The sequence below is a fragment of the Pantoea sp. YR525 genome (assembly GCF_900116775.1).
Classification (GTDB): Bacteria; Pseudomonadota; Gammaproteobacteria; order Enterobacterales; family Enterobacteriaceae; genus Pantoea; species Pantoea symbiotica.
Genome location: NZ_FPBU01000002.1, coordinates 311,758 through 337,910, shown reverse-complemented (window position 1 = coordinate 337,910; position 26,153 = coordinate 311,758). Strand labels below are relative to the sequence as shown.

General features: G+C 55.9%; 27 protein-coding genes. 13 read left to right on the top strand and 14 right to left on the bottom strand.

Going from position 1 to position 26,153, the window contains the following annotated elements:
* Window positions 1-3: 3 nt before the first annotated feature.
* Together BM323_RS05075 and galB are read right to left on the bottom strand one after the other, a co-directional pair.
* Window positions 4-717, bottom strand: coding sequence for a 4-carboxy-4-hydroxy-2-oxoadipate aldolase/oxaloacetate decarboxylase (locus tag BM323_RS05075; protein ID WP_008110525.1), 714 nt, complete (start codon window positions 715-717; stop codon window positions 4-6).
* Window positions 714-1,454, bottom strand: a complete 741-nt coding sequence (gene galB / locus BM323_RS05070; RefSeq protein WP_008110522.1) for a 4-oxalmesaconate hydratase — start codon at window positions 1,452-1,454, stop codon at window positions 714-716. The genes BM323_RS05075 and galB overlap by 4 nt, the downstream gene beginning before the upstream one ends.
* A 130-nt stretch (window positions 1,455-1,584) precedes the next feature.
* Between galB and BM323_RS05065 the strand changes: the two genes are divergently transcribed.
* Complete coding sequence (locus BM323_RS05065; RefSeq protein ID WP_008110520.1) at window positions 1,585-2,811, top strand: LysR family transcriptional regulator; 1,227 nt, start codon at window positions 1,585-1,587, stop codon at window positions 2,809-2,811.
* Here BM323_RS05065 and aroQ read toward each other — a convergent pair whose 3' ends face one another.
* The 6 genes from aroQ to BM323_RS24675 form a co-directional block, all read right to left on the bottom strand.
* A complete protein-coding gene (gene aroQ / locus BM323_RS05060) occupies window positions 2,812-3,243 on the bottom strand; it encodes a type II 3-dehydroquinate dehydratase (RefSeq protein WP_008110518.1) in 432 nt (143 codons plus the stop codon).
* Window positions 3,240-4,079: an amidohydrolase family protein gene (locus tag BM323_RS05055; RefSeq protein WP_008110516.1), complete on the bottom strand. Its 840-nt coding sequence runs from the start codon at window positions 4,077-4,079 to the stop codon at window positions 3,240-3,242. The genes aroQ and BM323_RS05055 overlap by 4 nt, the downstream gene beginning before the upstream one ends.
* Window positions 4,079-5,338, bottom strand: coding sequence for a gallate dioxygenase (locus BM323_RS05050; protein ID WP_008110513.1), 1,260 nt, complete (start codon window positions 5,336-5,338; stop codon window positions 4,079-4,081). The genes BM323_RS05055 and BM323_RS05050 overlap by 1 nt, the downstream gene beginning before the upstream one ends.
* A gap of 18 nt (window positions 5,339-5,356) precedes the next feature.
* Entirely contained in the window at window positions 5,357-6,736 is a 1,380-nt protein-coding gene (locus BM323_RS05045; protein WP_008110512.1) for an MFS transporter, read from the bottom strand.
* 394 nt (window positions 6,737-7,130) lie between these two features.
* Complete coding sequence (gene argS, locus BM323_RS05040; RefSeq protein WP_008110510.1) at window positions 7,131-8,861, bottom strand: arginine--tRNA ligase; 1,731 nt, start codon at window positions 8,859-8,861, stop codon at window positions 7,131-7,133.
* A gap of 170 nt (window positions 8,862-9,031) precedes the next feature.
* Window positions 9,032-9,154, bottom strand: coding sequence for a hypothetical protein (locus BM323_RS24675; protein WP_007889544.1), 123 nt, complete (start codon window positions 9,152-9,154; stop codon window positions 9,032-9,034).
* Window positions 9,155-9,465: 311 nt separating this feature from the next.
* Here BM323_RS24675 and BM323_RS05035 point away from each other — a divergent pair, with 311 nt between their 5' ends.
* Window positions 9,466-10,026, top strand: a complete 561-nt coding sequence (locus tag BM323_RS05035; RefSeq protein ID WP_008110508.1) for a VOC family protein — start codon at window positions 9,466-9,468, stop codon at window positions 10,024-10,026.
* Here the strand turns inward: BM323_RS05035 and BM323_RS05030 are convergent.
* The gene (locus BM323_RS05030; protein WP_008110506.1) at window positions 10,023-11,162 is read right to left on the bottom strand and encodes a MalY/PatB family protein; all 1,140 of its coding nucleotides are present in this window, start codon (window positions 11,160-11,162) and stop codon (window positions 10,023-10,025) included. The two genes, BM323_RS05035 and BM323_RS05030, sit on opposite strands and share 4 nt — an antisense overlap.
* Window positions 11,163-11,247: 85 nt before the next feature.
* Here BM323_RS05030 and cutC point away from each other — a divergent pair, with 85 nt between their 5' ends.
* From cutC to BM323_RS05015, 3 genes are all read left to right on the top strand, one after another.
* The gene (gene cutC, locus BM323_RS05025; protein ID WP_008110505.1) at window positions 11,248-12,000 is read left to right on the top strand and encodes a copper homeostasis protein CutC; all 753 of its coding nucleotides are present in this window, start codon (window positions 11,248-11,250) and stop codon (window positions 11,998-12,000) included.
* A gap of 169 nt (window positions 12,001-12,169) precedes the next feature.
* Entirely contained in the window at window positions 12,170-13,027 is an 858-nt protein-coding gene (locus BM323_RS05020; RefSeq protein ID WP_008110503.1) for a hypothetical protein, read from the top strand.
* Between the two features lie 178 nt (window positions 13,028-13,205).
* A complete protein-coding gene (locus BM323_RS05015) occupies window positions 13,206-13,826 on the top strand; it encodes a LysE family translocator (RefSeq protein WP_008110500.1) in 621 nt (206 codons plus the stop codon).
* 3 nt (window positions 13,827-13,829) lie between these two features.
* Here BM323_RS05015 and cmoB read toward each other — a convergent pair whose 3' ends face one another.
* From cmoB to BM323_RS05000, 3 genes are all read right to left on the bottom strand, one after another.
* Window positions 13,830-14,798, bottom strand: coding sequence for a tRNA 5-methoxyuridine(34)/uridine 5-oxyacetic acid(34) synthase CmoB (gene cmoB / locus BM323_RS05010; RefSeq protein ID WP_008110498.1), 969 nt, complete (start codon window positions 14,796-14,798; stop codon window positions 13,830-13,832).
* Window positions 14,795-15,523 (bottom strand): carboxy-S-adenosyl-L-methionine synthase CmoA, encoded by a 729-nt coding sequence (cmoA, locus tag BM323_RS05005; protein WP_008110496.1) that lies wholly within the window; start codon window positions 15,521-15,523, stop codon window positions 14,795-14,797. Before cmoA ends, cmoB begins: the two co-directional genes overlap by 4 nt.
* Window positions 15,524-15,601: 78 nt before the next feature.
* Entirely contained in the window at window positions 15,602-16,423 is an 822-nt protein-coding gene (locus tag BM323_RS05000) for a DUF72 domain-containing protein (RefSeq protein WP_091003289.1), read from the bottom strand.
* Window positions 16,424-16,655: 232 nt separating this feature from the next.
* Here BM323_RS05000 and aspS point away from each other — a divergent pair, with 232 nt between their 5' ends.
* The 6 genes from aspS (at window position 16,656) to ruvB (ending at window position 22,167) form a co-directional block, all read left to right on the top strand.
* Window positions 16,656-18,437 carry an aspartate--tRNA ligase gene (gene aspS, locus BM323_RS04995; RefSeq protein ID WP_008110492.1) on the top strand — a complete coding sequence of 594 codons (1,782 nt, stop codon included), beginning with the start codon at window positions 16,656-16,658 and terminating at the stop codon, window positions 18,435-18,437.
* The gene (gene nudB / locus BM323_RS04990) at window positions 18,437-18,868 is read left to right on the top strand and encodes a dihydroneopterin triphosphate diphosphatase (protein ID WP_008110490.1); all 432 of its coding nucleotides are present in this window, start codon (window positions 18,437-18,439) and stop codon (window positions 18,866-18,868) included. Before aspS ends, nudB begins: the two co-directional genes overlap by 1 nt.
* Before the next feature lie 271 nt (window positions 18,869-19,139).
* Entirely contained in the window at window positions 19,140-19,883 is a 744-nt protein-coding gene (locus BM323_RS04985) for a YebC/PmpR family DNA-binding transcriptional regulator (RefSeq protein WP_008110488.1), read from the top strand.
* Between the two features lie 37 nt (window positions 19,884-19,920).
* Window positions 19,921-20,448 carry a crossover junction endodeoxyribonuclease RuvC gene (ruvC, locus tag BM323_RS04980; RefSeq protein ID WP_008110486.1) on the top strand — a complete coding sequence of 176 codons (528 nt, stop codon included), beginning with the start codon at window positions 19,921-19,923 and terminating at the stop codon, window positions 20,446-20,448.
* A gap of 91 nt (window positions 20,449-20,539) precedes the next feature.
* Complete coding sequence (gene ruvA / locus BM323_RS04975) at window positions 20,540-21,154, top strand: Holliday junction branch migration protein RuvA (protein WP_007889559.1); 615 nt, start codon at window positions 20,540-20,542, stop codon at window positions 21,152-21,154.
* An 8-nt stretch (window positions 21,155-21,162) separates the two neighbouring features.
* Window positions 21,163-22,167, top strand: coding sequence for a Holliday junction branch migration DNA helicase RuvB (gene ruvB / locus BM323_RS04970; protein ID WP_007889560.1), 1,005 nt, complete (start codon window positions 21,163-21,165; stop codon window positions 22,165-22,167).
* Window positions 22,168-22,174: 7 nt separating this feature from the next.
* Here ruvB and znuB read toward each other — a convergent pair whose 3' ends face one another.
* Both znuB and znuC read right to left on the bottom strand, forming a co-directional pair.
* Window positions 22,175-22,960 (bottom strand): zinc ABC transporter permease subunit ZnuB, encoded by a 786-nt coding sequence (gene znuB / locus BM323_RS04965; RefSeq protein ID WP_008110483.1) that lies wholly within the window; start codon window positions 22,958-22,960, stop codon window positions 22,175-22,177.
* Complete coding sequence (gene znuC, locus BM323_RS04960) at window positions 22,957-23,712, bottom strand: zinc ABC transporter ATP-binding protein ZnuC (protein ID WP_036650204.1); 756 nt, start codon at window positions 23,710-23,712, stop codon at window positions 22,957-22,959. The genes znuB and znuC overlap by 4 nt, the downstream gene beginning before the upstream one ends.
* Before the next feature lie 77 nt (window positions 23,713-23,789).
* On the opposite strand from znuC, the gene znuA reads away from it, so the two are divergent.
* Window positions 23,790-24,761: a zinc ABC transporter substrate-binding protein ZnuA gene (gene znuA / locus BM323_RS04955; protein ID WP_008110478.1), complete on the top strand. Its 972-nt coding sequence runs from the start codon at window positions 23,790-23,792 to the stop codon at window positions 24,759-24,761.
* Window positions 24,762-24,774: 13 nt separating this feature from the next.
* Window positions 24,775-26,103: a murein DD-endopeptidase MepM gene (gene mepM / locus BM323_RS04950; protein WP_008110476.1), complete on the top strand. Its 1,329-nt coding sequence runs from the start codon at window positions 24,775-24,777 to the stop codon at window positions 26,101-26,103.
* The last annotated feature ends 50 nt before the right edge of the window (window positions 26,104-26,153 follow it).

Below are 26,153 nucleotides of genomic sequence, written 5' to 3'. Positions count from 1 at the left end.
GGTTTACTCCTCCAGTTGATCGAGCGTGTCGAGATAGCGCAGTCCTTTTTCCGCCAGGCGCGGGCGCATCTGATAGATATCAAGACCCAGCTCACCGGCCGCTAAACGCAGGCGTTTGCTCTCTTCCAGCTCTTCACGCTGACGCGCTTTGGCTGCGACGCTGGCGGCTTCATCGCGTGCAACCACCACCACGCCGTCGTCATCGGCGACGATCACATCGCCCGGCCAGACCAGCTGCCCGGCACATACCAGCGGCACGTTCACCGAACCGAGCGTCTCTTTGACTGTGCCTTGCGCATACACTGCGCGCGACCAGACGGCAAAGCCCATCTCGCGCAGCGTGCGGCTATCACGCACACCGACATCCGCCACCAGTCCACGCACACCGCGCGCTTGCAGCGAGGTCGCCAGCAGATCGCCGAAGAAGCCGTCGCTGCACGGTGAGGTCGGTGCGACCACCAGCACATCGCCCGGCTGACAGAGCTCCACTGCGACGTGGAACATCCAGTTATCGCCCGGTGCCACCAGCACGGTGACCGCGCTGCCCGCGATGGCGCAATCCTGCTGAATTGGGCGAATGGCGGGATCGAGCAAGCCTTTGCGGCCCTGCGCTTCGTGCACGGTGGCGACGCCAGAGCGGGCCAGCGCGTCGATATCTGCAGCCGCCGCGCGCGGAATGTGGCGCACCGCGACGCCTTTTTTAGCGATGATGCTCATGCCAGATCCTCGGTTACGCGTGGGAAGATGCTCTGATAACCTTCGCCATAAATGATGTCGCGGCTGGTGGTAATCCCGACGTTGCGCTTGGCCTGCACGCCGCGCTGCTGCGCCACGCGCGTGTAGTATTCCCACAGATGTTCCTGCCCGGCCATGCACTGAATCGCCTGATATTTTTTGTCCCACACCGAGGTGATATCCAGCAGCACATCCGGCTTCCAGTTGCACTGCTCGGGCTGATGCGGTTCGAAGCAGTAAACCGGCGGCGCACCGACGATTTTTTCACCCGGACGGTAGCCTTCGGCCTGGGCGATAATGCGCGCTTCCTGTGCCAGATGCGTGGCCATTGGGTGATCGTAGTTGTAGGGATCCTGCAACGAATGGGTCAGAACAAAGTGCGGCAGCACCCGGCGATAGACATCGGCGAGGCGGAACAGGGTTTCTTTGTCGGCACGCAGCGGATAATCGCCGAGATCAAAAAATTCAATGCTGGCACCCAGAATCTCGGCGGCGGCCTGCGCCTCGTTGCGGCGGGCGGCTTTGACTTTCGCCTCGCTCATCTCCCCTTTGCGCCACAGCTTGGCCGACTCGCCGCGCTCGCCAAACGACAGGCAGACAACGTGGACGTCATAGCCCTGCGCGTGGTGCAGCGCGATGGCACCGCCGGCGCGCCAGACAAAATCCGCTGAGTGAGCGCTGACCACCAGCGCGGTTTTTTTTGGGGTGTTGTTAGTCATGGCATACTCCTCCGCTGTTTTTTTCCATGCTGTCATTGCCAACCTGGCGGCGATAATTCATTTAATTGCAGCGGGTATGCGTTTTATTTATATTGCGACATCGATCGGTAGCGAAAAGGGGCAGGGAAAGATGGCGGAAAAGGACATGCAAGAGCTGACAAACCTGATGCAAATCAGGGCATTTAGTCAGGTGGTGGCACAAGGCAGTGTCTCGCGGGCGGCAGATGAATTATTTCGCACCCAGTCGGCCATTACCCGTGCCATTCGCGACCTGGAGCTCACCTTAGGCGTGACGCTGTTTGAACGTCATGCCGGTGGCATGATGCTGACTGACTTCGGTAAATGCGTGCTGCCGCGCGCGTTGCGGGCGATTGAGGAGTTGCATCAGGTGCCGCAGCGTCTGGCAAAATTGCAGGGACGCGGCGCGCAGCGTAGCGATGCAGAACCGCTGTGGCTGTTTAACGTGCGTCGGCTGCAAATTTTTATCACCCTGTGTCAGACGCGGCATATGCAGACGGTGGCGGCACGGCTCGGGCTGAGCCAGCCAGCGGTGAGCGCCGCGCTGCGCGTGCTGGAAAACGGTGCGGGCATCGCGCTGCTGGAGCGCACGCCGCACGGCATGATGCCTTCGCTGGCCGGGCGTGAAATTGAAGCCAACGTGCGGCGAGCGCTGAATGAACTGCGCCACATTCCAGCTGATATTGCTGCCCGCAGCGGGATACTTGAGGGAACGGTGCGCGTGGGCGCATTGCCGCTGGGACGCACGCGTATCCTGCCACAGGCGATCGTGATGCTGACGGCGCGTTATCCGGGCGTGCGCGTGGTAACCAGTGAAAGCGCCTTTGGCGTGCTGGCCTCGGAAATGCGCTCGGGCGATATCGATTTTATCTTTGGCGCGCTGCGCCGCGATGAAGATGCGCTGGACGTGACGCGCGAGACGCTGTTCTCGGAACGCATGGTGCTGCTGGCGCGTCACGATCATCCGCTATTAGGACGTGAGCTTTCTACCGAAGATCTGCGCGCTGCGCGTTGGGTGCTGCCGCGTTCGGCCACGCCAGCGCGATATCTGCTGAATAACAGTTTTCAGGCGATGGGCATTCCGGCGCCCGATCCGGTGGTGGAAACCGGCGATCTGGCGTTGGTGCGCGGCTTGCTGATGCAGTCGGATATGCTGGCGGCGGTCTCCGCGCACCAGCTGGAAGTGGAACTGGCGTCCGGCGCGCTGGTGGCGCTGCCAGTGCCGTTACCGGATACCGATCGCGCCATCGGACTGACGGTGCGTGCGGGCTGTCTGCACTCACCGGCAGCGGATGCGCTGATCCGCTGCCTGCGAAAAGTGTGCGGGCAGGATGAATAATCAGCCTGCGCGCGCCGCTTCCATCAACGCATAGCGGTAACCGCGAATACCGTAGCCGCAGATCACGCCCTGCGCGACATCGGAAAGATAGGAGTGGTGACGGAAGGGCTCACGCTTGTGCACATTGGTGATGTGCACTTCCCACAGCGGCAACGCCACGCCGGTCACCGCATCGCGGATCGCCACTGAGGTGTGCGTCCACGCTGCCGGGTTGATCACCAGCGCCTGCGCCTCGAAACGCGCCTGCTGAATCCACTCAATCATTTCACCTTCGTGGTTGGTCTGGCGAAACTCAATCGCCACACCCAGCTCTTCCGCCGTTGCGCGGCACAGCGCTTCCACGCTTTGCAGCGTGTCGGAGCCGTAGGTTTCTGGTTCTCGCGTGCCCAGCAGATTGAGGTTCGGGCCGTTCAGTACATAGATGGTTCTCATCGTGACTCCTGTAATTCAGTAAAACCAAACAGCCGCTGTGGCGTGTGCCAAAGCACCTGACGGCGGCTCTTTTCATCGGGGATCAGCTGTTCGATCAGCAGCAGTTGCGTGCCCATATCCATGCGTTCAGTGGCGCGCAGGAAGGGCCAGTCCGATCCCCACATGCAATTTTCCGCGCCGAAAGCGTCCAGCAAGGCCAGCAAATAGGGATGTCCATCGCTGAAGGGATACGGCTGCCGGGAGAATTTCGCCAGACCGGAAAGTTTCACACTGGTGCGCTGCTGACCGGCCAGCGACAGCAGCGCCTGAAAGGCCGGTTGTGCTACGCCTGCGCCGACGTCTGGTCGGCCGGAGTGATCGATCAGCAAACGCGTGCGGGTGCGTGACAGCAGCGGCTTTAGCGCCAGCAGCTGATCGTTCTGCACCTGAATCTGGGCAAAGAGGTCCAGCTCCGCCAGCCTGCCCATCAGGGCATCAAGCTGGAGAAATGGCTCGGTGCCGAGCATCGCCACGTTAAGCGCAATACCAACAATGCCCTGATCTTTCAGGCTGGCGAGCGTGTCGCTATCCACGTCACGCGGCGTGACGGCAATGCCCTTGAACCGTCCTTCACCGCGCTTAATGGTATCCAGCAGGCAGCGATTGTCGGTGTTATAGCCCGATGTTGGGCCGACAATCAGCGAGTGGCGGATGTTGTAGGCCTGCATCACGGCGCGATAGTAATCCGGCGTCGCCAGCTCGTGTCCGTCCGGGTTGTAGGCGCTCTCGGGCGTCCAGGGAAAGTTTACTGGATCAAAAACGTGGTGATGGCAGTCGATAACCGGTTGCGTAAACATCACTCTTTTTTCCCCGCTACCGAGTAGAGCACCTGCTGATTGCGCGTCTGCTGAAACTGTTCCAGCGTTTCGCCGCGCATCGCCGAATAGATATGCAGGTTAGACACGCCCACCACCGCACCCAATTTTTCCAGCAGGAAGAAGCTGACGCCGTAATGGATCATGCCGCGCCAGTCGAGCTCGGTAATCAGCGTTTGCTCTTCAGCGGTCAGTCCGGCTTCCTGATACAGCGCCTGCGGAGCTTCGCGGAAACGCTTACGCCACTCTGGCTGAATCATGCGGTGCAGGAAGCGGTTGATGCGCAGCGCTTTCAGGCTGCGCGCCTGGGTGAACGGATAGGTGCCGGGCAGTTTTTCCACGCCGCTCATTTGCAGGTTGATCTTGTCACGCTGACGCTGATGCACATCAACCGGTGCTTCGCGTGACTGGTTTTCGAGGATCAGCGTGGCGATACCGGTCATCGAAGGCAGATAGTAATCCTGATGCAGTTTCTCGACGTTGGCCGACAGCGCACCTCGCATGATCAACCACATAATCACTTCCGCACCTTCCAGGCCGCCGAGCGTGGCGTATTCCGCCAGAGTGATTTCGGTCAGACGTTCGGGATCGTTGATCAACAGATCGATAAACTGCGCATCCCATTCGGGATTATTAAAGCCGCAGCGTTCGCCGTGAACCTGATGCGAAACGCCGCCGGTTGCTACCACCGCAACTTTCAAATCTTCCGGGAAACTCTCCACCGCGCGCTTCAGTGCCTGGCCGAGTTTATAGCAGCGACGCGCCGTCGGAATCGGGAACTGCAAAACGCCCACCGCCAGCGGAACCACCTGCATCGGCCAGCCGCCTTGCCACGGTGCCAGCGCCGACAGCGGCGAAAACAGGCCGTGATCCAGCGCTTTGTCCTGGAAGAATGACATATCGAACTCATCCGCCATCAGGCTGGCACCAATATGCTGTGACAGCGCCGCGTGACCTTTTACCGGTGGCAGATCGCGCGGGCCGCCGCCTTCATCCGCCACGGCATATTCGTCATCAATGCCCAGCACAAACGCCGAATAGTGATCAAAAAAGAAGGAGGTGACGTGATCGTTAAACACATACAGCAGCACGTCCGGTTTCTTCTCTTCCAGCCAGCGCTGCATCGGCGCAAAGCCATCGAAAATCGGTGCCCATGCGCCTTCCTGCTGCTTGTTGTGATCAACCGCAAAGCCAATGGTGGGGGTATGAGAAACCGCTAAACCGCCTATGATTTTAGCCATAATTTTTTGACCTCTACTTCATCGATTATTGAGGGTACGCGACAGGGACGGCAGGTCATTAAGGTCGATGCCTTTAACCTGACGGGCCACCTGTGCAGGGTGATGTCGGGTGATGGAAAGTGCCGCCAAAACTGCCGGGAGCGACAAAACGATAAAAATGGCTGTTTGCCCAGGGAAAACGCCGAGCAGCACGCCGCCCAGCGAGGAGCTGATAATGGCGCCGCTGCGTCCAATGCCGTGCATCCAGCACACGCCGGTGGCACGCATTTCAGTGGGATAAAAGGCCGGGGAGAAGGCTTGCAATCCGGTTTGCGCCCCGTTAATACAGACGCCAGCGAGGAACACCAGCAGGGCCAGCACATTCGGGCCAAAGCTCCAGATGCCCTGCGATACCAGGCAAAAGCTGCCCAGCAGATAGAACAGGGCGATAACGTATTTCGCTTTGAAGCGGTCCATCAGCCCACCGACCATCAGGCCGCCAAAGGTGCCACCGAGCTGGAACAAGCCGGCGACAATCGCGGCACGCTCCAGCGTTACGCCGCCAGAACGGAGAATGGTCGGCAGCCAACCGTTAAGCAGGTAGATGACGAACAGCCCCATGAAATAGGTGAGCCATAACACCACCGTGCCGCCCGCATAGCCGCGGCTGAACAGCTGCAGCACCTGGGCTTTTTTCGGGATGATTGGCGCATTGAGCACAAAGGCGGTGCCAGCGGAGAACTCGCCGCCCAGACGTTTGAGCACCGCAGCAATCTTGTCGCGACTGACTTTGCGCACCACCATGTACATCGCCGATTCCGGCAGCAGCCACAGCAGCAGTGGCAACATTAGCAACGGTAGCAGGCCACCAAAACCCAGCACCGCTTGCCAGCCAAAGTGCGGCAGCATGCCGGCGGCGATGAATCCGCCCAGTCCGGAACCGATATTAAACCCGCTGTACATCACGGTGATCATCAGGCTGCGGCGGCGCTCCGGCATATATTCCGACACCAGCGTGACGCAGTTGGGCATCACCGCGCCGAGACCAAGACCGGTGAGAAAACGTAACGCGCCCATTTCCAGCGGCGTACGGGCGAAAGCGCTCATCAGGCTGAAGCAGGCGAAGACGGCAATCGACAACAGCAGTACGCGCTTCCGGCCGAATTTGTCGGACCACGGACCGGCGATCAGCGCGCCAATTGCCACACCGAACATCGCAGCGCCGAGAATCGGCCCCATTTCCGCGTGGCTGATGCCCCAGTCTTCAATCAGCGCGGGCGCAATGAACCCCATCGCTGCCGCGTCGTAGCCATCAAACATGATGATGATGAAACACAGGCTAAGGGTCAGCCACTGGTATCCGGTGATCGGGCGGGCGTCGATCCAGCCTTTTACATCGATAATGTCGTGATTGCTCATAGGATACGCTCTGATTTTTTTATTAATGACGTTATCGGGTTGAGATTCTTTTACGCCCTGACATGGGCCGGGGGCATCACTTTAACCCGATTGCAGGGATAAGTTTTATAGTTTTTAGCTTTTAAAACAGCTTGTTGCATGTTTTTGCTTTCTTGCTTCCATTACCAAATTAGGGATGGCGTGCGACTTTGTCTGCCATAAAATGGTTATGAAGGTATGAGTTTTGTTTATTTGGTGAGCTATGTCGGAAAATTGAGAAAGCGTGTGCAGCGAGAGAAATGGCTGGTATTGAGCAGGATAAAAGCCAAATTCAGAGCAGATTAAGGGGGATTTTTAACAGGAAAGAAGAGGGAAAGTAGCGGAGAGCCGTTTGCGGCGCTCTCCGCTGATGGTATTACATGCGCTCGACGGTTTTAATGCCCAGCGTGTCCAGACCTTGCTTCAGCGTTTTCGCGGTTAACGCGGCCAGCTGCAGACGGCTTTGACGGATGTTCTCGTCCTCGGCGGAGAGAATAGGGCAGTGTTCGTAGAAGCCAGAGAACTGTCCGGCCAGATCGTACAGGTAAGCACACATCACGTGCGGCGTACCGTCGCGCGCGACCTGCGTAATCACTTCTTCGAACTGCAGCAGGCGCGTGGCCAGCTGCGCTTCACGCTCTTCGGTCAGCACGATGTCGCCGCTCAGGCTATCGGCATCAATACCGGCTTTGCGGAACACCGACAGCACGCGCGTGTAGGCGTATTGCATGTAAGGCGCGGTGTTGCCTTCGAATGCCAGCATGTTGTCCCAGTCGAAGATGTAATCGGTGGTGCGGCTTTTCGACAGGTCAGCGTATTTCACTGCACCGATACCCACCACTTCCGACAGATCTTTCAGCTCTTGCGCTGACATCTCTGGATTCTTCTCGCTCACCAACGTATGCGCGCGTTCGACTGCTTCATCCAGCAAATCGGCGAGGCGAATAGTGCCGCCGCTGCGGGTTTTGAATGGACGACCATCTTTGCCCAGCATCATGCCGAATGCGTGATGCTCAAGCGGTACTGATTCCGGCACATAACCGGCTTTACGCACGATGGTCCACGCCTGCTGCAGATGCTGATGCTGACGGGAATCGATGTAGTAGAGCACGCGATCGGCATGCAGGGTTTCAAAACGGTATTTGGCGCAGGCGATGTCGGTGGTGGTGTAGAGATAGCCGCCATCTTTCTTTTGAATGATCACGCCCATCGGTTCGCCTTCCTTGTTTTTAAACTCATCAAGGAAAACTACCGTGGCACCTTCGCTGGTCACCGCCAGGCCTTTTTCACGCAGATCGGCGACGATGCCCGGCAGCATGTCGTTGTACAGGCTTTCACCCATCACATCGTTGCGCGTCAGCGTCACGTTCAGGCGGTCATATACCAGCTGGTTCTGGCTCATGGTGATATCGACCAGCTTCTTCCACATGCTGCGGCAATATTCATCGCCACCTTGCAGTTTCACCACGTAGTTACGTGCGCGTTCGGCGAAAGCTTCGTCGGCATCGTAGGTCACTTTGGCTTCGCGGTAGAAGGCTTCCAGGTCAGCCAGCGCAATCTCTTCGTGGTGTTCGTTCTGCTGCTTTTCCAGATAGGCGATCAGCATGCCGAACTGCGTGCCCCAGTCGCCGACGTGGTTGGCGCGGATCACTTTATGGCCGAGAAACTCCAGCGTACGCACTGCGGCATCACCAATGATGGTGGAGCGGACGTGACCGACATGCATCTGCTTCGCCACGTTGGGCGCGGAGTAATCCACCACGATAGTTTGCGGCGCGACACTGCTCACACCGAGGCGCGGCAGCTGAAGCGCCTGCGCGGTTTGCGCCGCCAGCCATGCACGATCGAGGAAGATATTGATAAAGCCGGGACCGGCGATTTCGACTTTGCTGGCGATGCCGTTAAGATCCAGATGCTGAATCACCTGCTCAGCCAGTTGTCGCGGTGCCTGACCGAGCTTTTTCGCCACGGCCATCATACCGTTTGCCTGGTAATCACCGAACTGTACCTTCGCAGACTGACGAACCTGAGGTTCGCAATCGGCAGGCGCACCCGCCGCAATCATTGCCTGACTGACTTTGTCGGAAAGAAGAGCCTGAATATTCACCGCGTTACCTTCATATGCTGAAAAGGCCCGCCTGTAGGCGGCGAGCCGATGTCGTCATCCCGCAACTGCGCGGCGGGACGGAAAAATAAGAGGGGAAGTATACGTGAAATGTTAAAGTGAGTCAGCTATTCGGTATTGAGTGAGACGTAACATCGGGCCCTCAGCGCCGATTAACGGCGCCGTGGGTGACGACGAGGATTTTTAACGCTTTTGTCTTCACGCACCTTCCAATGGCGGGAAATTGCAAATCCCATTAATGCAATCAGGACCGCGACAACAATGAGCATAGACATAAGGCCGTTCCTTGTAGTTGTGAAACACAAATTTATAAGAAAGGGTATCAGGCTGCAATTGTTTGCAACTTAAATAAGAGTTATCTCATTGTATTAACTATCCTGAATAATAACAGAAGGTTAAGCCACTTTCATAAAGTAACTGCTGGACCTGTTTTGGCGATAAATCCGAAATGAATGGTCTATTTATGCGGTTTTCAGCCTTTTTGACGCCTAAATCGGATGAATCCGACAATTTTGTCAAGCGGAATCAACGGCTAGCAAATTTCATATTGATTAGTAAACCTGAACTGAATTAGAGGTAAAACGTGATGCGGACCAACTTTCCTATGGAATTGGATGATTTAAAACAAGACCTGGCTCGTTTTGAGCACTCTTTGGCGCTATTTGCTGAACGTTTAGGCATTAACCTGGCTGAACATGAAGCCGATCACGTTGCGGTACGCTGTCACCAGTTTGCGACGGCAGAACGTTGGAAAACTGGATTGCTGCAAATCGGCACGCAGTTTTCCGAAGCAATGATCAATGGTCGCCCGATCTGCCTGTTCAAACTGCATCAGCCATTGAACCTCGCGGGCTGGCAAATCGATGTGATTGAACTGCCGTGGCCGGGCGAGAAACTGTATCGCCATGAAGGTTGGGAACACGTGGAGATTGTGCTGCGCGGTGAACCGGAAACGCTGGGTGTGCGCGCGATGGCGCTGCTTTCGGATGATGCGCTGAAGCAGCCGGGCATCTCGTTTAAAACCAGCGCGCCCAAAGGCGAGAATGAACGTTTGCCCAATCCGACGCTGGCGGTAACGGACGGGCAAACCACTATCAAGTTTCATCCGTGGCGACTAGAAGAGATCGTCGCCAGCGAGCAGTCTTAACGGCGCGCTGCTACCGCCAGCTGCAAACGCGTCACCGCCTGTTCCAGCGTGGCGCGCGTACAACCAAAGTTGAAGCGCACGAAATTATCGTCGCCGAAATCGTGACCCGGTGAAAAACCGAGGCCGTGCTGCTCGAAGTAGTCCATTGGACTGGCGACATCCAGTTTGCTGGCGTCGATCCAACCGAGGTAAGTCGCTTCCGGCGCGGCCATCTGCAGTTCTGGCAGCGCATTGACCTGCGCCACCAGCCAGTCGCGATTAGCGCGCAGATAATCCAGCTGCGCCGCCAGCCATTCATCGCCATCGCGCCACGCCGCTTCGGCCGCCACTAGCGCCAGAATATCCACGCCAGGCACGATGCCTTCGCGCACACGTTTAAAGCGTGCTCGCAACTCTGGATTGGGAATGATCGCCATCGACGCGCCCAATCCGGCAATATTGAAGGTTTTCGAGGGAGAAATCAGCGTGATGCTGCGCTGTGCGGCATCTTCACTTAATGCTGCAAACGGGATGTGTTGCGCGCCGGGTGACAGCAACAGATCGCAATGGATTTCATCGGAGCAGACGATCAAATCATGCTGCTGCGCAAATGCCAGCTGGGCTTCCAACTCGTCACGGCGATAAACCGTACCGCCCGGATTCTGCGGGTTACACAGCATCAGCAGGCGCTCATTGCCCTGCATGGCGCTGGAGTCAAGATCCATTACCCAGCGATCGTCCTGTAAACGCAGCGGTAAATGCACCTGCGCGCGATCGGCCAGTTTTGCCGCACCGCGAAACGGCGGATAAATCGGCGTTGGGGAAACTGTCGATTCGCCCGATTCCGTGAATGCGCGGACCGAAAGATTCAAACCGCATACCACGCCAGGCAATAGCACAATCCAGTCCGGCTCAATCTGCCAGTTGTAGCGCTGCGCTAAACGGGAAAGGGTGATATCTATCAATCCGCTTGGCGTAGCGCCATAGCCAAAAACGCCGTGCTCAGCGCGCTGTTTAATGGCCTCAATCACACTCGGCGGCGAACGGAAATCGCTGTCAGCTACCCAGAGCGGCAGCACATCGCGATCACCATATTTGTGCCATTTCAAACTATCGCTGTGACGACGGTCTATCCATTGATTAAAATCGAATGCCATAGTGCGAGTTCCACGTAAACTGTCCAATTAAGTAGACTAACTGAAGCATTCATCCCGAGCCAGAAGTCATGAGAAGGAGCATGGTATGACGAAACTGGAAATTTGTTGCTACGGCATCGACTGCGCAATGACTGCGCAGCTGTCCGGTGCCGATCGCGTGGAGCTGTGCAGCGCACCGCGCGAAGGTGGGTTGACGCCTTCAGCCGGCGTGCTGGAAGCGGCACGACGTGAAATTTCGATCCCGGTACATCCTATCGTCCGTCCGCGTGGCGGCGATTTTTGCTACACCAACTATGAGTTTGAGTCGATGAAATCGGACGTTGCGCTAATGCGTGAACTCGGTTTTCCCGGCTTAGTGATTGGCATGCTGGATGAAGATGCGCATGTCGATATTGCTCGTATGCAGCAGATTATGACGCTGTGTGACGGCATGGACGTCACCTTCCATCGCGCCTTTGATTTATGCCACAGTCCAAAACGCTCACTTGAGGTGCTGGCTGATTTAGGCATCGCGCGTATCCTGACGTCTGGCCAGCAACAGAGCGCCGAAGCAGGAATTGCATTATTACGGGAACTAAATGAACACAGCACAGGTCCGATTATTATGGCCGGTGCGGGCGTGCGTTTGAGCAACATCCAGAAGTTCATCGACAGTGGATTGCAGGAAGTTCACAGCTCCGCCAGCCGTTTAGTCGCTTCGCCGATGCGCTACCGCAAAGCCGGTGTTTCAATGTGCTCCGAAGCGGAAACCGATGAATTCAGTCGCTATTGCGTTGATGGTGATGTGGTTGAAGCCATGAAAAGCATGACGCAGATGAGCGCCGTCCGGGTAGCCTGAATTCACCCCGATTTTGCCGCGCAGCACGCCAGTCCAAACGACGTGATGTTTGCAAGTACCAACCCCAGTTCTTCTAACTGGGGTTCTTTTTATCTGCCATTCCCGTAGAGATAGCGTGATCGTGTAAATGATGCTTTGATTACTCTATGGCCTCGTACGGATAACCTTCATGAAATCCATCCCTTGTACCGTTTTACTGCTGCTTCTCCCCTACTGCGGCGTCGCGCTGGCGGTCAGCACGGCGTGTCCACCGATGAGCAAAAACATCACCAGCAGCAACAACTGGATCATGCTGGGTGGCGATGCCAAAGGCGCGGTGCGTCAGGTGGTGGCGGGCGAATTTGGCAAAGATGTGGACTCGCAAAAGCGCGTACTCGGCCAGTTTGATCAGTGCGGCGATTTGATGGTGGCCGATATCTCCTACGACAAAAATGAAGGCAACGTCCTGCTGACGATGGAACAGCATATCGCGCGTGTTCAGCGCGGCTGGGTGGCGGAATATGCCTACATGGTCAAAGTAATTAAAGCGGGGCAGGAAGAAGTGGTTGATAACCGTCAGGGCACCATCAGCTGGCAAATCGGCCAGCATGGCAACATCGTCAGCTCATCCGATAAATTCACTAGCATGGGCAAAGATGGTTTTACCGATACCACTTACCGCTATGACAAACAGTTCAGAGTAGAAAAAAGCGTGGCGCGCGGCAGCGACAGCATGACCAATGGCGAAAGCAGCTGGCGCTGGAATCCACAAGGATTGGTGACTTCATCCAGCAGCGCGCGCAGCAAAGATACTTACAGCTACGATAACCAGTGGCGGGAACTGCGCCTGAACGGCACATCGACCACGCCAGTGAGCACGCTTCGCTCGGTGGATGAGTGCCAACTGTGGGATGAAGTGGGCAACTGTACGCTCAGTTATCTGCATGAAACCGAAGTATTCGCCAAAGGCACCATTGAACGCCATCTCAGCTCCGCTTATAAATACCAATACTGGAACGCCCCCAGCGAAACAGCCGCACAAGACTGATATGAAGGTAGGAATGTGGGGCCGCGGAGTAAAGCTTCCGCCGCATGGATGCGGCGGCAGAGTCCACAGGGATGTGTCCACGACGCCTTTACGCAGCGGCCCCACATTTCTACCTGAAAGGCACGGGCTTAAGGCATAAATTTCAACTAATATACGCCGACTAACAGGGAGCCCGCACATGACACTGATCCTTTCATTCCTTTTCGCCATCACCATCCTCACGCTCACGCCCGGTTTTGATACCGCATTAGTGTTGCGTTCCGCCGCCGCGCAAGGTTGGAAACGTGCATCGGCCACGGCGTTTGGCGTCACGCTGGGTTGCCTGGTGTGGGGCGTTGCGGTGGGCCTTGGCTTGGGCGCGCTGCTGCTGGCTTCGGAAATGGCGTATAACCTGCTGAAATGGATCGGTGCGGCCTATCTGCTCTATCTCGGCGTCAAATTACTCATCAACCCACGTACCCAAGCGGAAGCAGGTCAGCATGCGCAGAATAAAGAGCAAAGCTATGTTGCCTGCTTCACACGCGGACTATTCGGTAATCTGTTAAACCCCAAAGTCGGCGTGTTCTACGTCACCTTCCTGCCGCAGTTCATTCCGGCGGGCGCATCGGTGCCGCTGTGGTGTACGCTGATGGCTCTCACACATATGGTGATTGGATTAGTGTGGAATGCGGTGCTGATCGGCAGCAGCCAGTACTTTGCGACACATCTGCGTCGTCCAGCGGTGCTGAAAGTGATGGATCGCCTGACGGGATGCGTCTTTATTGGCTTTGCCGCGAAGCTGGCGCTATCGCGGCGTTAAGCATTATGGCTTGCGGGCGACTAATACAGCACGCAGCGGGGCGGGATAACCTTCAACGGTCTTACTGCTGTCATTCGGATCAAGGAACTCGGCCAGCGACTCGCTGGTCATCCAACTGGTGCGACGCTGCTCTTCCACGGACGTCACCGCGTAATCCGCGATGCGCACATCGACAAATCCGCACTTCTCCAGCCAGCTCTTCAGCGCCGCCGCAGAAGGGATAAAGTACACATTACGCATCTGCGCATAACGCTCACCCGGAACCAGCACCGCGTTCTCATCGCCTTCAATCACCAGCGTCTCCAGCACCAACTCACCGTCGCTGACTAACTGATTTTTCAGCTGCATCAGATGATCAAGCGGCGAACGGCGGTGATAAAGCACGCCCATTGAAAACACGGTATCGAACGCTTGTAACGCCGGCAGTTGCTCAATGCCCAGCGGCAGCAAATGCGCCCGACGATCGTCGCCCAACAGCTTACGCACCGCTTCAAACTGGCACAAAAACAGCTGCATCGGATCGATACCGACCACCAGCTTCGCGCCCGCGCCAATCATACGCCACATGTGATAACCGCTGCCGCAGCCGACATCCAGCACCGTGCGATGCTGCAAAGGCGAAATGTGCGGCAATACGCGATCCCATTTCCAGTCGGAACGCCATTCGGTATCGATCTCGGTACCGTACAGCGAATAAGGACCTTTGCGCCACGGCATCAAATTGCGCAGCAGATTCTCAATGCCAAGACGCTGCCGATCGGTCAGATCCTCAACATCCGCGCTCACGCTGTGCAACAAATCCAGCTTCTGCGGCGTCAGGAGCGGCAGATAATCAACGGACTTCTCCCAGTCGCGAAACTTACCGTGCAAATTCTCACGCTGCCATGCGGCAACTTGCGCCGGTAACACTTCCAGCCAACTGGCCAGCGGGCCGGTGGCAATCTGCTGATAAAAACGGCCAAACTCAATCATTTCAACGCCACCAACGAACCAAAATTAAAGCACTGGAACCACAACTCCGCATGTTTGAAACCGGCGGTTTTCAGGCGCGCCTTATGCGCTTCGACGCTATCGGTCAACATCACATTCTCCAACATGCTGCGTTTCTGGCTGATCTCCAGCTCGCTGTAACCGTTAGCGCGTTTGAAATCGTGATGCATGTTAAACAGCAACTCGCCGACATCGGCATCTTCAAAACTGAACTTCTCCGACAGCACCAGCGCGCCGCCCGGATTCAATCCATTAACGATCTTCTTCAGCAACTCGAGACGAGCCGGCGGCTCAAGGAATTGCAGGGTAAAGTTCAGCACCACCAACGAGGCGTTCTCAATGTGGATATCCTGAATATCCGCTTCGATCACCTGCACCGGCGTATCCGCACGGAAAGCATTGATGTGGCGACGGCAACGCTCAACCATCGCCGGCGAATTATCTACAGCAATAATCTGGCAGCCAGGCACATGAATATTGCGGCGCACCGACAATGTGGCGGCTCCCAGCGAACAGCCAAGATCGTAAACCTGGCTATTCGGCTGAACGAAGCGTTCTGCCAGCATGCCAATCATCGAAATGATGTTGGAATAACCCGGCACCGAGCGCTGAATCATATCGGGAAAAACTTCAGCTACGCGCTCGTCAAAGGTCCAGTCGCCCAGCTTATCGATGGGCGCGGAAAATAGCGTATCGCGATCAGACATAATGAAAGGTCCGGAGAGAAAACGGAAAGGGCGCTATTTTGGCAGAAACGCGGGCGGGCTGCACCCTTTGCGTTGCGTCTAGAACAGGCTCGATTGCTGCGGCCAGTCGGGCAGATCGCGTAACGATGGCTCCAACTGCTGCAACTGTGGCCACAACGCCTGAATCAGTGGAAACACCTCGCCCATATCCGGCGTATGAATAAACATCATGGGATCGCTATCCAGCTGCCACGCTTGTAGCTTGCTGTGCCACGGTTGAAACAGCGGCACGCTCTCCGCCACGTTATCGCTACCAATGAAACGCACCATCGGTTGCGAACCGGTGCGTACCGCATGCGGCGGCACGCGCGGCTTTTTCGATCGCGCATCCACGGCGGCGGCGGTTTGCGAGGTTGAGGCATGCACCGGACGGCTATCTAAAATCACCCGATTAACACCGCGATCCAGTAAACCTCGATTCAGCGCGCGTTCGGCGTCACCTTTAGCAAAAAACGCCTGATGCCGCACCTCAACGCCATAGCGGAAATTGCGCGGCAAACCATCGAGAAAGGACCATAAATCAACCAGCTGTGCCGGTGAAAACGCGGCGGGTAGCTGCAGCCAATATTGACCAATGCGCTGGCTCAGCGGATCGAGCAGGCGGAAAAACTCCGTCAGCAACTCATCGCAATCGCGCAGCGCCGCTTTATGACTGATGTTATCGGGAAACTTAAAGCAAAAACGGAAATCGTCGTGCGTCATATCGCGCCAGCGCATTACTACTTCCGGCTTTGGCAGCGCATACAACGTGGTATTGCCTTCCACACAACCAAACAGCTGCGCGTAGTCGGCTAAAGTCTCAATGCCGAACTGTTTCCATTGCGCGTGCTGCCATTGCGGTAATCCTATGCGAAGTGTCAACGCGAACTCCTGAATCCTTTAGGGGCGGGAAAGGGCGGCTTAATGTACCCTGTTTTGATGTCGGCAGGAAAAACAGCGCGATAAAGCATAATGTTTTGTCCGCTTTGATCGGGCTCCACTTATCCTGCATGGGTTTTTCCATTATAATAGCCGCCTTTTTTGCGACAGCATCTCAGAAGGTTACGCGGCCTGATGTTGTCTGGCAGCAGCGGCGAAGTTAAAAGGATACGTTATGCGTACAGAATATTGCGGACAGCTCAATCTGTCTCACGTGGGTCAGCAAGTCACTCTCTGCGGCTGGGTAAATCGCCGTCGCGATCTGGGTAGCCTGATTTTTATCGATATGCGTGACCGTGAAGGTATCGCACAGGTGTTCTTCGATGCCGATCGTCAGGACGCTTTCCAGCTGGCATCTGAGCTGCGTAACGAATTCTGTATCCAGATCACCGGCACCGTGCGCGCACGTGACGAAAAGAACAAAAACAGCGACATGGCAACCGGCGAAGTCGAAGTGTTCGCTCATGAGCTCAACATCATCAACCGTGCTGAACCGCTGCCGCTGGACTCTAACCAGGTCAACAGCGAAGAAGCGCGCCTGACTTATCGCTATCTGGACCTGCGTCGTCCGGAAATGGCGCAGCGTTTGAAAACCCGCGCTAAAATTACCAGCTTCGTGCGTCGCTTTATGGACGACCAGGGTTTCCTCGATATCGAAACGCCAATGCTGACCAAAGCCACGCCTGAAGGCGCGCGTGACTATCTGGTGCCAAGCCGTGTGCATAAAGGCAAATTCTACGCGCTGCCGCAGTCGCCACAGCTGTTCAAACAGCTGCTGATGATGTCGGGTTTTGACCGCTACTATCAGATCGTTAAGTGTTTCCGTGACGAAGATCTGCGTGCCGATCGTCAGCCTGAATTCACCCAGATCGACGTGGAAACCTCTTTCATGACCGCCGAGCAGGTGCGTGAAAAGATGGAACGTCTGATTCGTGAACTGTGGATTAACATCAAAGGCGTGGATCTCGGTGACTTCCCGCAGATGACCTTTGCGGAAGCGATGAACCGTTACGGTTCCGATAAGCCAGACCTGCGTAATCCAATGGAGCTGGTGGACGTTGCCGATCTGCTGAAAAACGTGGAATTCCAGGTGTTTGCCGGTCCAGCCAACGATGCCAAAGGCCGCGTGGCTGCCCTACGCGTACCGGGCGGCGCGGCGTTGACGCGTAAGCAAATCGATGAGTACGGCGAATTTGTCAAAATCTACGGCGCTAAAGGTTTGGCGTGGATGAAAATCAACGAACGCGCTAAAGGCTTCGAAGGCGTACAGAGCCCGGTTGCCAAGTTCCTCAGTGCAGAAATCGTTGAAGACATTCTCAACCGCACGGGTGCACAAGATGGCGACCTGATCTTCTTCGGCGCGGACCGCGCTAAAGTGGTAGCGGATGCGCTGGGCGCGCTGCGTCTGAAAGTGGGCCGCGACCTGCAGATCACCGATGACAAAGCCTGGGCACCGCTGTGGGTGATCGACTTCCCAATGTTTGAGGAAGATGAAGAGGGCGGCCTGGCAGCGATGCACCATCCGTTCACGTCGCCGAAAGACCTGAGCGCAGAAGAGCTGGCAACCGATCCGGTACAAGCGGTGGCCAATGCCTACGATATGGTGATTAACGGCTACGAAGTGGGTGGCGGTTCCGTGCGTATCCACAGCGGGAAAATGCAGCAGACGGTATTCAGCATCCTCGGCATCACCGAAGAAGAGCAACGTGAGAAGTTTGGCTTCCTGCTCGACGCGCTGAAATACGGTACGCCGCCGCACGCGGGCCTGGCGTTCGGTCTGGATCGTCTGACCATGCTGTTGACCGGCACCGATAACATCCGTGATGTGATCGCGTTCCCGAAAACCACCGCCGCCGCATGCATGATGACCGAAGCCCCAAGCGAAGCCAACCCAGCTGCATTGCTCGACCTCGGCATTCTGGTGGCGCCGAAGAAAGAAAAGACAGAGAACAAGTAATGGGCTTTAAACATCCGGTTTCGGTGCTGGTGGTGATTTTTGCCCGCGATACCGGCCGGGTGTTAATGCTGCAGCGACGTGATGACGACAGCTTTTGGCAATCGGTCACTGGCAGCCTGGAAGCGGGCGAAACCCCGCGCCAGGCGGCTCAGCGCGAAGTGTTAGAAGAGCTCGCCATCGATATTGCGCACGAAAAGTTAGTGCTGGACGATTGCCACAAGCAAATCGAGTTTGAGATCTTCCCGCACTATCGCCATCGTTACGCACCGGGCACCACGCACAATCGCGAACACTGGTTCAGGTTGGCCATACCCGCAGAGCGCGACCTGCTGCTCACCGAGCATCTCGCCGCGCGCTGGCTCGAACCCGCCGCTGCCGCAGCCCTCACCAAGTCCTGGAGTAATCGCCAGGCAATTGAAGAATTTATCTGAATGCTCACCGCCGCGCGTTTTTCCCGTGGCAGTTCAGTTAAATTCCGTGAATTCGACGAAGTTATTCCTTCGTCCCTTAAACCCGGTGCAGGATGTGAAACCTGCACCACTAAAATTGAACAGTCGGGCGTAATCGTCGCAGCGAGGTCGGTTACCGCCAGCGCACAGCAACCGGAGCGTACTTATGTACGTGAGGATTGCGAGCACTGCCGGGAGCCGAGATCGCCAGTAAGATAGCCCGTGCGATTGATAAGATCGGAGAATATGCAAAATGGCTGGACACAGTAAATGGGCGAACACCAAGCACCGCAAGGCTGCTCAGGACGCTAAGCGCGGTAAAATCTTCACCAAAATCATTCGCGAGCTGGTCACCGCTGCGAAACTGGGCGGTGGCGATGCGGGTTCCAACCCACGTCTGCGCGCAGCGATGGACAAAGCGCTGTCTAACAACATGACGCGCGACACCATGAACCGTGCTATCGCACGCGGCGTGGGCGGTGAAGATGATTCCAACATGGAAACCATCATTTATGAAGGTTACGGTCCGGGCGGCTCAGCGGTGATGATTGAGTGCCTGAGCGACAACCGTAACCGTACCGTGGGCGAAGTGCGTCATGCCTTCACCAAAACCGGCGGCAACCTCGGTACCGACGGTTCTGTTGCTTACCTGTTCAGCAAGAAGGGCGTTATCTCCTTCGCGCCAGGTCAGGACGAAGATGCGGTGATGGAAGCGGCGCTGGAAGCCGGTGCAGAAGACGTTGTGGCCTATGACGACGGCGCGATTGATGTCTTCACCGCGTGGGAGGAGATGGGTGCGGTGCGTGACGCGCTGGAAGCGGGCGGTCTGAAAGCCGACTCGGCTGAAGTCTCAATGATCCCTTCAACCAAAGCCGAAATGGATGCCGAAACTGCGCCGAAACTGCTGCGCTTGATCGACATGCTGGAAGACTGTGACGACGTGCAGGAAGTTTACCATAACGGTGAAATCTCTGATGAGATCGCAGAAACGCTGTAATGGCGTTGCTTAAAACCCCACTCACCGGAGACGCGCTGTGGCGATAATTCTCGGGATCGATCCCGGCTCGCGCGTCACCGGTTACGGTGTTATCCGCCAAACCGGCCGCCAGCTTACCTATCTGGGCAGCGGCTGTATCCGCACCAGCGTCACCGATCTGCCGACGCGCCTCAAACTGATCTACGCGGGCGTCAGCGAAATCATCACGCAGTTCTCACCCGACTATTTCGCCATCGAGCAGGTGTTTATGGCGAAGAACGCGGACTCAGCGCTCAAGCTGGGCCAGGCGCGCGGCGCGGCGATTGTCGCGGCGGTGAATCACGATTTGCCGGTGTTTGAGTATGCAGCGCGTCAGGTGAAGCAAACTGTCACCGGCACTGGCGGCGCAGAGAAAAGTCAGGTGCAGCATATGGTGCGTACCTTGCTAAAACTGCCGGCCAATCCGCAAGCGGATGCCGCCGATGCGCTGGCCATCGCCATCACGCATTGCCATATGAGCCAAAATGCAGCGCGTATCAGTGACACCAAATTGGTGATGACGCGCGGTCGCATGCGATCGGGTTAGCGGAAACGAAACGCGAAGTTAGGCTGGATATTCATCCAGCCTTTTTTATGCTATAAACTCAGGCTTACTAACAGATTAAGGAACTGCTCAGGTGATTGGTCGTTTACGAGGCAACATTCTGGAAAAACAGCCGCCGCTGGTGTTGATTGAGGCGCACGGTGTCGGTTATGAAGTGCACATGCCAATGACCTGCTTTTACGAGCTGCCGGAGATCAATCAGGAAGCGATCATCTTCACCCAGTTCGTGGTACGTGAAGATGCGCAGCTGCTGTTCGGTTTCAATAACAAGCAGGAACGCACGCTGTTCCGCGAGCTGGTGAAGGTGAATGGCGTTGGGCCTAAACTGGCGCTGGCGATTTTGTCGGGTATGTCGGCACAGCAGTTCGTGACCGCCGTTGAGCGACAAGAGATTGCTTCCCTGATCAAACTGCCGGGCGTCGGTAAAAAAACCGCCGAGCGTTTGATTGTGGAGATGAAAGACCGCTTTATTGGCATGCACGGCGATCTGTTTGGTGGTGATTCAACCTTTACGTTGACCACGCCTTCCGCCGCACAAGACAATAACGATGCCGAAGCTGAAGCGGTTTCAGCGCTGGTGGCTCTCGGTTATAAACCGCAGGAAGCCAGCCGGATGATCAGCAAAGTCGGTAAACCGGATGCGGATTGCGAAACCCTGATTCGTGAAGCCCTGCGCGCAGCTATTTGAGGTAAAGCATGATTGAAGCCGATCGCCTGGTCTCGGGCAGTTCCTTTAATGAAGAAGAAACGCTCGACCGTGCCATTCGCCCCAAGCTGCTGACGGAATATGTTGGTCAGCCACAGGTACGCGAGCAGATGGAGATTTTCATCCAGGCGGCGAAACTGCGTGGCGATGCACTCGATCATCTGCTGATTTTCGGTCCGCCAGGATTGGGTAAAACCACGCTGGCTAACATCGTCGCCAACGAAATGGGCGTCAATCTGCGCACCACCTCCGGGCCGGTGCTGGAAAAAGCCGGCGATCTGGCGGCGATGCTCACCAATCTTGAACCGCATGATGTGCTGTTTATCGATGAGATCCATCGCCTGTCGCCGGTGGTTGAAGAAGTGCTGTATCCGGCGATGGAGGATTATCAGCTGGATATCATGATCGGTGAAGGTCCGGCAGCGCGTTCGATTAAGCTCGATCTGCCGCCGTTTACCCTGATTGGTGCCACCACGCGCGCCGGTTCTTTAACCTCGCCACTGCGTGACCGCTTCGGCATTGTGCAGCGTCTTGAGTTCTATAACGTTCCCGATCTTCAGCACATCGTTGGCCGTAGCGCGGCTTGTCTTGGCCTGGCGCTGAGTGAAGAGGGCGCGCTGGAGATAGCGCGTCGTGCGCGCGGAACGCCGCGTATCGCTAACCGCCTGCTGCGCCGCGTGCGTGACTTTGCTGAAGTGCGTGCTAACGGTAATTTGAGCGGCGAAGTGTCAGCCAGCGCGCTGGATATGCTTAACGTCGACAGCCAGGGTTTTGATTATATGGACCGCAAACTGCTGCTGGCGATTATCGACAAGTTCTCGGGTGGCCCGGTTGGCTTAGATAATCTGGCTGCGGCGATCGGCGAAGAGCGGGAAACTATCGAGGATGTGATTGAACCCTTCCTGATCCAGCAAGGATTCATTCAACGCACGCCACGCGGCCGAATGGCAACGCAGCATGCTTACAAACACTTTGGTATCAGTCGCGAAGAGTAAACCGGCATTATGCCGCCGGTTTTTTTGCCATGCTGATGATGAACAACACTGCGGCGCATAACACCACCGAAGGGCCGGCTGGCGTATCGTAGGTGGCGGAGAAGGTCAGTCCACCGGTCACCGCGATAACACCGGCAATCACCGCAAAACCGGCCATCTGTTCCGGTGAGCGCGAGAAGCGACGCGCCGTCGCCGCAGGGATAATTAGCAGTGACGTAATGATCAAGGCACCAACAAACTTCATCGCCACGCCGATGGTCAATGCCGTGACCAGCATCAACATCAAACGCGTGCGCTGAATGTTAACGCCATCGACCTGCGCCAGCTCCGGGCTGATGGTCATCGACAATAGCGAATTCCACTGCCACGCCATCACCGCCAGTACAATTGCCACGCCGCCACCCATCATCCATAAATCATCGGGCGTCACCGCCAGCAGATCGCCGAACAGATAAGCCATCAGATCGACACGCACGCCTTGCATCAGACTGACAACCACTAAACCCAGCGACAGCGCGCTGTGCGCCATAATACCGAGCAGCGTATCGATCGCCAGATGCGGGCGACGCTCCAGCCACACCAATCCCAACGCCAGACACACGGTCACCAAAATCACCGCATAGTAGGGATTCACGTTGAGCAGCAAACCAAACGCCACGCCCAGTAAAGAGGCATGCGCGAGCGTATCGCCGAAGTAGGACATGCGGCGCCAAACCACAAACGAGCCAAGTGGACCGGCCGCCAGCGCCAGCAAAACGCCGCCCAGCCAGCCAGGTAATAACAGTTCAATCATGACGGGCCATTTCCTTTGCGCAGAACAATGCGTCCCTGTAAATCGTGACGGTGATTATGATGATGACGATAAATCGCCAGCTGTTGTGCGCCGCGTGGGCCGAACATCGCGATAAATTCAGGATGTTGTGATACCGCTTCCGGCGTGCCCGAGCAGCAGATGTGATGGTTGAGGCACAGCACTTCGTCGGTTTTCGCCATTACCAGATGCAAATCGTGTGAAACCATCAGCACACCGCAATTTAATTCACGGCGCAGCTGATCGATCAAATCGTACAGCGCAACCTGGCCGTTGACGTCAACGCCTTGTGTCGGCTCATCGAGCACCAGCAGTTGCGGCTCATTGAGTAATGCGCGCGCCAGCAGCACACGCTGGGTTTCACCGCCGGAGAGTTTTTGCAGCGTAGCGTGCAGCAGATGTCCAGCCTGAACGCGCTTCAGCGCTGGCAAAATGGCATCGCGTTTGGTGCCACGGGACAAACGCATAAAGCGCTCAACGGTGATCGGCAAAGTCGGATCGATGTGCAGTTTTTGCGGCACATAACCGATACGTAAATCAGTGGCGCGTTTGACGCTGCCGCTGGTGGGTTTAAGCAGCCCCAACACCGCGCGAACCAGCGTGGATTTACCGGCGCCATTCGGGCCGAGCAGGGTGAGAATTTTTCCCGGCTCAAGTGTGAGGCTAATGCCTGCGAGCACTGGACGCTGGGAGAATTTCACAGAAATGTTTTCAAGGGTAACAAGTGGCGGCATGTTATTTACGGGTTGCATTGAATTTCGAATGTTATAATATCACATTCCATCAACGGGTCACGATGGAATGACGTATTATGTTACACAATAAAAAGCGCCTTATTTTCACCCTTACTGCTGCGGCAATTGCCGCTTCAAGCGCGTTACCTGCGCACTCTGCAGTTGTCGCTTCAATCAAACCTATCGGATTTATCGCAGCGGCTATTGCAGATGGCATTACGCCAGTTGAAGTATTGCTGCCTGATGGCGCATCAGAACATGATTATGCCTTACGTCCTTCTGATGTAAAACGTATTAAAAACGCAGACTTAGTGGTGTGGACGGGGCCTGAAATGGAAGCCTTTCTCACCAAGTCAGCGGCCGAATTACCCGCCAATAAAAACCTGGAAATTGCCGCCTTGCCAGGTATAAAACCGCTTTTGATTAGCGGCGATGATGACGATGAGGAACATGAGCACGGTCACGATCATGATCATGACTCAGAAAATTCTGAAGACCAAGACCCTTCTCATGCACATCACCACCACGGCCAGTTTAATATGCACCTGTGGATGTCCCCTGACATGGCCTTACAAACTGCGGTTGCAATCCATGGAAAATTATTGGAACTTATGCCGCAAAGCAAAGCCAAACTTGACGCTAATCTGCAAGAATTTAAGGCAGAATTAGCCGATGCAGACAAACACATCGGCGCGCAACTCGCGCCTGTGCGGAACAAGGGTTATTTCGTTTTTCACGACGCTTACAGCTACTTTGAAAAACATTACGGTTTGTCACCTTTAGGGCATTTCACCGTTAACCCTGAGATCCAGCCGGGCGCCCAGCGTTTACATCAAATACGAACACAGTTGGTTGAGCAGAAAGCCGTTTGCGTTTTCGCTGAACCACAATTCAGACCGGCCGTCATCGATGCCGTGTCCCGTGGAACTTCCGTCCGTAAAGGCACGTTAGATCCATTGGGAATGGACATCAGCTTATCCAAAGACAGCTATGTGAAATTCCTTTCACAGTTGTCGAGCCAGTATGCGAGCTGCCTGAATGGAGCATGAGGAATAGGTAAAAGTGCAGCAGATAGCCCGCTCTGTCGCCCTCGCATTTAATAATTTGCCGCGCCCCCACCGCGTTATGCTGGGTTCATTAACCGTTGTTACGTTGGCCGTCGCCGTATGGCGGCCTTACGTTTACCATCCGCGTGATGTTGCGCCCATCGTGAAAACCATCGCGTTGGATAAAGACGAATTACGTACGCTGTTGCCAGAAGCCAGCGAGCCGATTGATCAGACAACTGAAGAACCGGCCGACGATATTCCTGCTGACGACATCGATAAAGACGTTCCGGACAATCCCAACGTACATGATTACACCGTCTCTTCAGGCGATACGCTGAGCAGCGCGTTAAATCAGTACGGTATTGAGATGGGCGACATCAATGCACTAGTCAGCAGCGATAAAGATTTGCGCAACATGCGCGTCGGCCAGCAACTGAGCTGGACGCTGGATGCGGATGGTCAACTGCAAACCTTCAGCTGGGAAATCGATCGCCGTGAAACCCGTACTTATCAGCGCGCTGACAACGGCAGCTTCAAGATGCAGCAGGAGCTGCAAAAGGGTGAATGGCGTAACAGCGTATTGAAAGGTGAAGTACGCGGTAGTTTTGCCGCCAGCGCCCAACGTGCGGGCTTAAGCAGCGCAGAAACCAGCAACGTCATTAAAGCGATGCAGTGGCAAATGGACTTCCGCAAACTGCGTGCCGGTGATGATTTCAGTGTGTTGATGTCACGTGAAATGCTCGATGGCAAAAGTGCTCAAAGCCAACTGCTGGGCGTGCGTTTACGCACCGGCGGCAAAGATTATTACGCCTTCCGCGCGGAAGACGGCAAGTTCTACGATCGCAATGCATCTGGGTTAGCACGTGGCTTTATGCGTTTCCCAACGGTTAAGCAATATCGTGTCTCCTCCAACTTCAATCCGCGCCGCCTTAACCCGGTAACCGGCCGCATCGCACCGCATAAAGGTGTCGACTTCGCGCTGCCGATTGGTACGCCAGTGTTAGCCGTGGGTGATGGTGAAGTGGTGATGGCGAAAAATGGCGGTGCTGCCGGAAATTACGTGGCAATTCGTCACGGTCGTCAGTACATGACGCGTTATATGCACTTGAGTAAAGCGCTGGTGAAACCGGGGCAAAAAGTGAAACGCGGCGATCGTATTGCGCTGTCGGGTAACACCGGACGTTCCACCGGCCCACATCTGCACTATGAAGTTTGGATCAACAATCAGGCAGTGAATCCATTGACGGCAAAACTGCCGCGCATGGAAGGGCTGACCGGTAAAGATCGCAGCACTTACATGGCTCAAGTCAAAACCTGGTTGCCGCAATTGACGTTGAAATAACGCATTATTGCGCGTAACACTTAAAAACCGACGGATTCTTCGTCGGTTTT

Excerpts from the sequence above, each read along its gene's own strand:
- znuC (WP_036650204.1), bottom strand. The coding sequence starts at position 23,712 with ATGCCGCCACTTGTTACCCTTGAAAACATTTCTGTGAAATTCTCCCAG.
- cutC (WP_008110505.1), top strand. The coding sequence starts at position 11,248 with ATGACGAAACTGGAAATTTGTTGCTACGGCATCGACTGCGCAATGACT.
- BM323_RS05055 (WP_008110516.1), bottom strand. The coding sequence starts at position 4,079 with ATGTTTACGCAACCGGTTATCGACTGCCATCACCACGTTTTTGATCCA.
- nudB (WP_008110490.1), top strand. The coding sequence starts at position 18,437 with ATGGGCTTTAAACATCCGGTTTCGGTGCTGGTGGTGATTTTTGCCCGC.
- aspS (WP_008110492.1), top strand. The coding sequence starts at position 16,656 with ATGCGTACAGAATATTGCGGACAGCTCAATCTGTCTCACGTGGGTCAG.
- znuA (WP_008110478.1), top strand. The coding sequence starts at position 23,790 with ATGTTACACAATAAAAAGCGCCTTATTTTCACCCTTACTGCTGCGGCA.
- cmoB (WP_008110498.1), bottom strand. The coding sequence starts at position 14,798 with ATGATTGAGTTTGGCCGTTTTTATCAGCAGATTGCCACCGGCCCGCTG.
- BM323_RS05030 (WP_008110506.1), bottom strand. The coding sequence starts at position 11,162 with ATGGCATTCGATTTTAATCAATGGATAGACCGTCGTCACAGCGATAGT.
- aroQ (WP_008110518.1), bottom strand. The coding sequence starts at position 3,243 with ATGAGAACCATCTATGTACTGAACGGCCCGAACCTCAATCTGCTGGGC.
- BM323_RS05050 (WP_008110513.1), bottom strand. The coding sequence starts at position 5,338 with ATGGCTAAAATCATAGGCGGTTTAGCGGTTTCTCATACCCCCACCATT.
- BM323_RS04985 (WP_008110488.1), top strand. The coding sequence starts at position 19,140 with ATGGCTGGACACAGTAAATGGGCGAACACCAAGCACCGCAAGGCTGCT.
- BM323_RS05065 (WP_008110520.1), top strand. The coding sequence starts at position 1,585 with ATGGCGGAAAAGGACATGCAAGAGCTGACAAACCTGATGCAAATCAGG.
- BM323_RS05020 (WP_008110503.1), top strand. The coding sequence starts at position 12,170 with ATGAAATCCATCCCTTGTACCGTTTTACTGCTGCTTCTCCCCTACTGC.
- BM323_RS24675 (WP_007889544.1), bottom strand. The coding sequence starts at position 9,154 with ATGTCTATGCTCATTGTTGTCGCGGTCCTGATTGCATTAATGGGATTT.
- ruvB (WP_007889560.1), top strand. The coding sequence starts at position 21,163 with ATGATTGAAGCCGATCGCCTGGTCTCGGGCAGTTCCTTTAATGAAGAA.
- BM323_RS05045 (WP_008110512.1), bottom strand. The coding sequence starts at position 6,736 with ATGAGCAATCACGACATTATCGATGTAAAAGGCTGGATCGACGCCCGC.
- galB (WP_008110522.1), bottom strand. The coding sequence starts at position 1,454 with ATGACTAACAACACCCCAAAAAAAACCGCGCTGGTGGTCAGCGCTCAC.
- BM323_RS05075 (WP_008110525.1), bottom strand. The coding sequence starts at position 717 with ATGAGCATCATCGCTAAAAAAGGCGTCGCGGTGCGCCACATTCCGCGC.
- znuB (WP_008110483.1), bottom strand. The coding sequence starts at position 22,960 with ATGATTGAACTGTTATTACCTGGCTGGCTGGGCGGCGTTTTGCTGGCG.
- BM323_RS05015 (WP_008110500.1), top strand. The coding sequence starts at position 13,206 with ATGACACTGATCCTTTCATTCCTTTTCGCCATCACCATCCTCACGCTC.
- cmoA (WP_008110496.1), bottom strand. The coding sequence starts at position 15,523 with ATGTCTGATCGCGATACGCTATTTTCCGCGCCCATCGATAAGCTGGGC.
- BM323_RS05035 (WP_008110508.1), top strand. The coding sequence starts at position 9,466 with ATGCGGACCAACTTTCCTATGGAATTGGATGATTTAAAACAAGACCTG.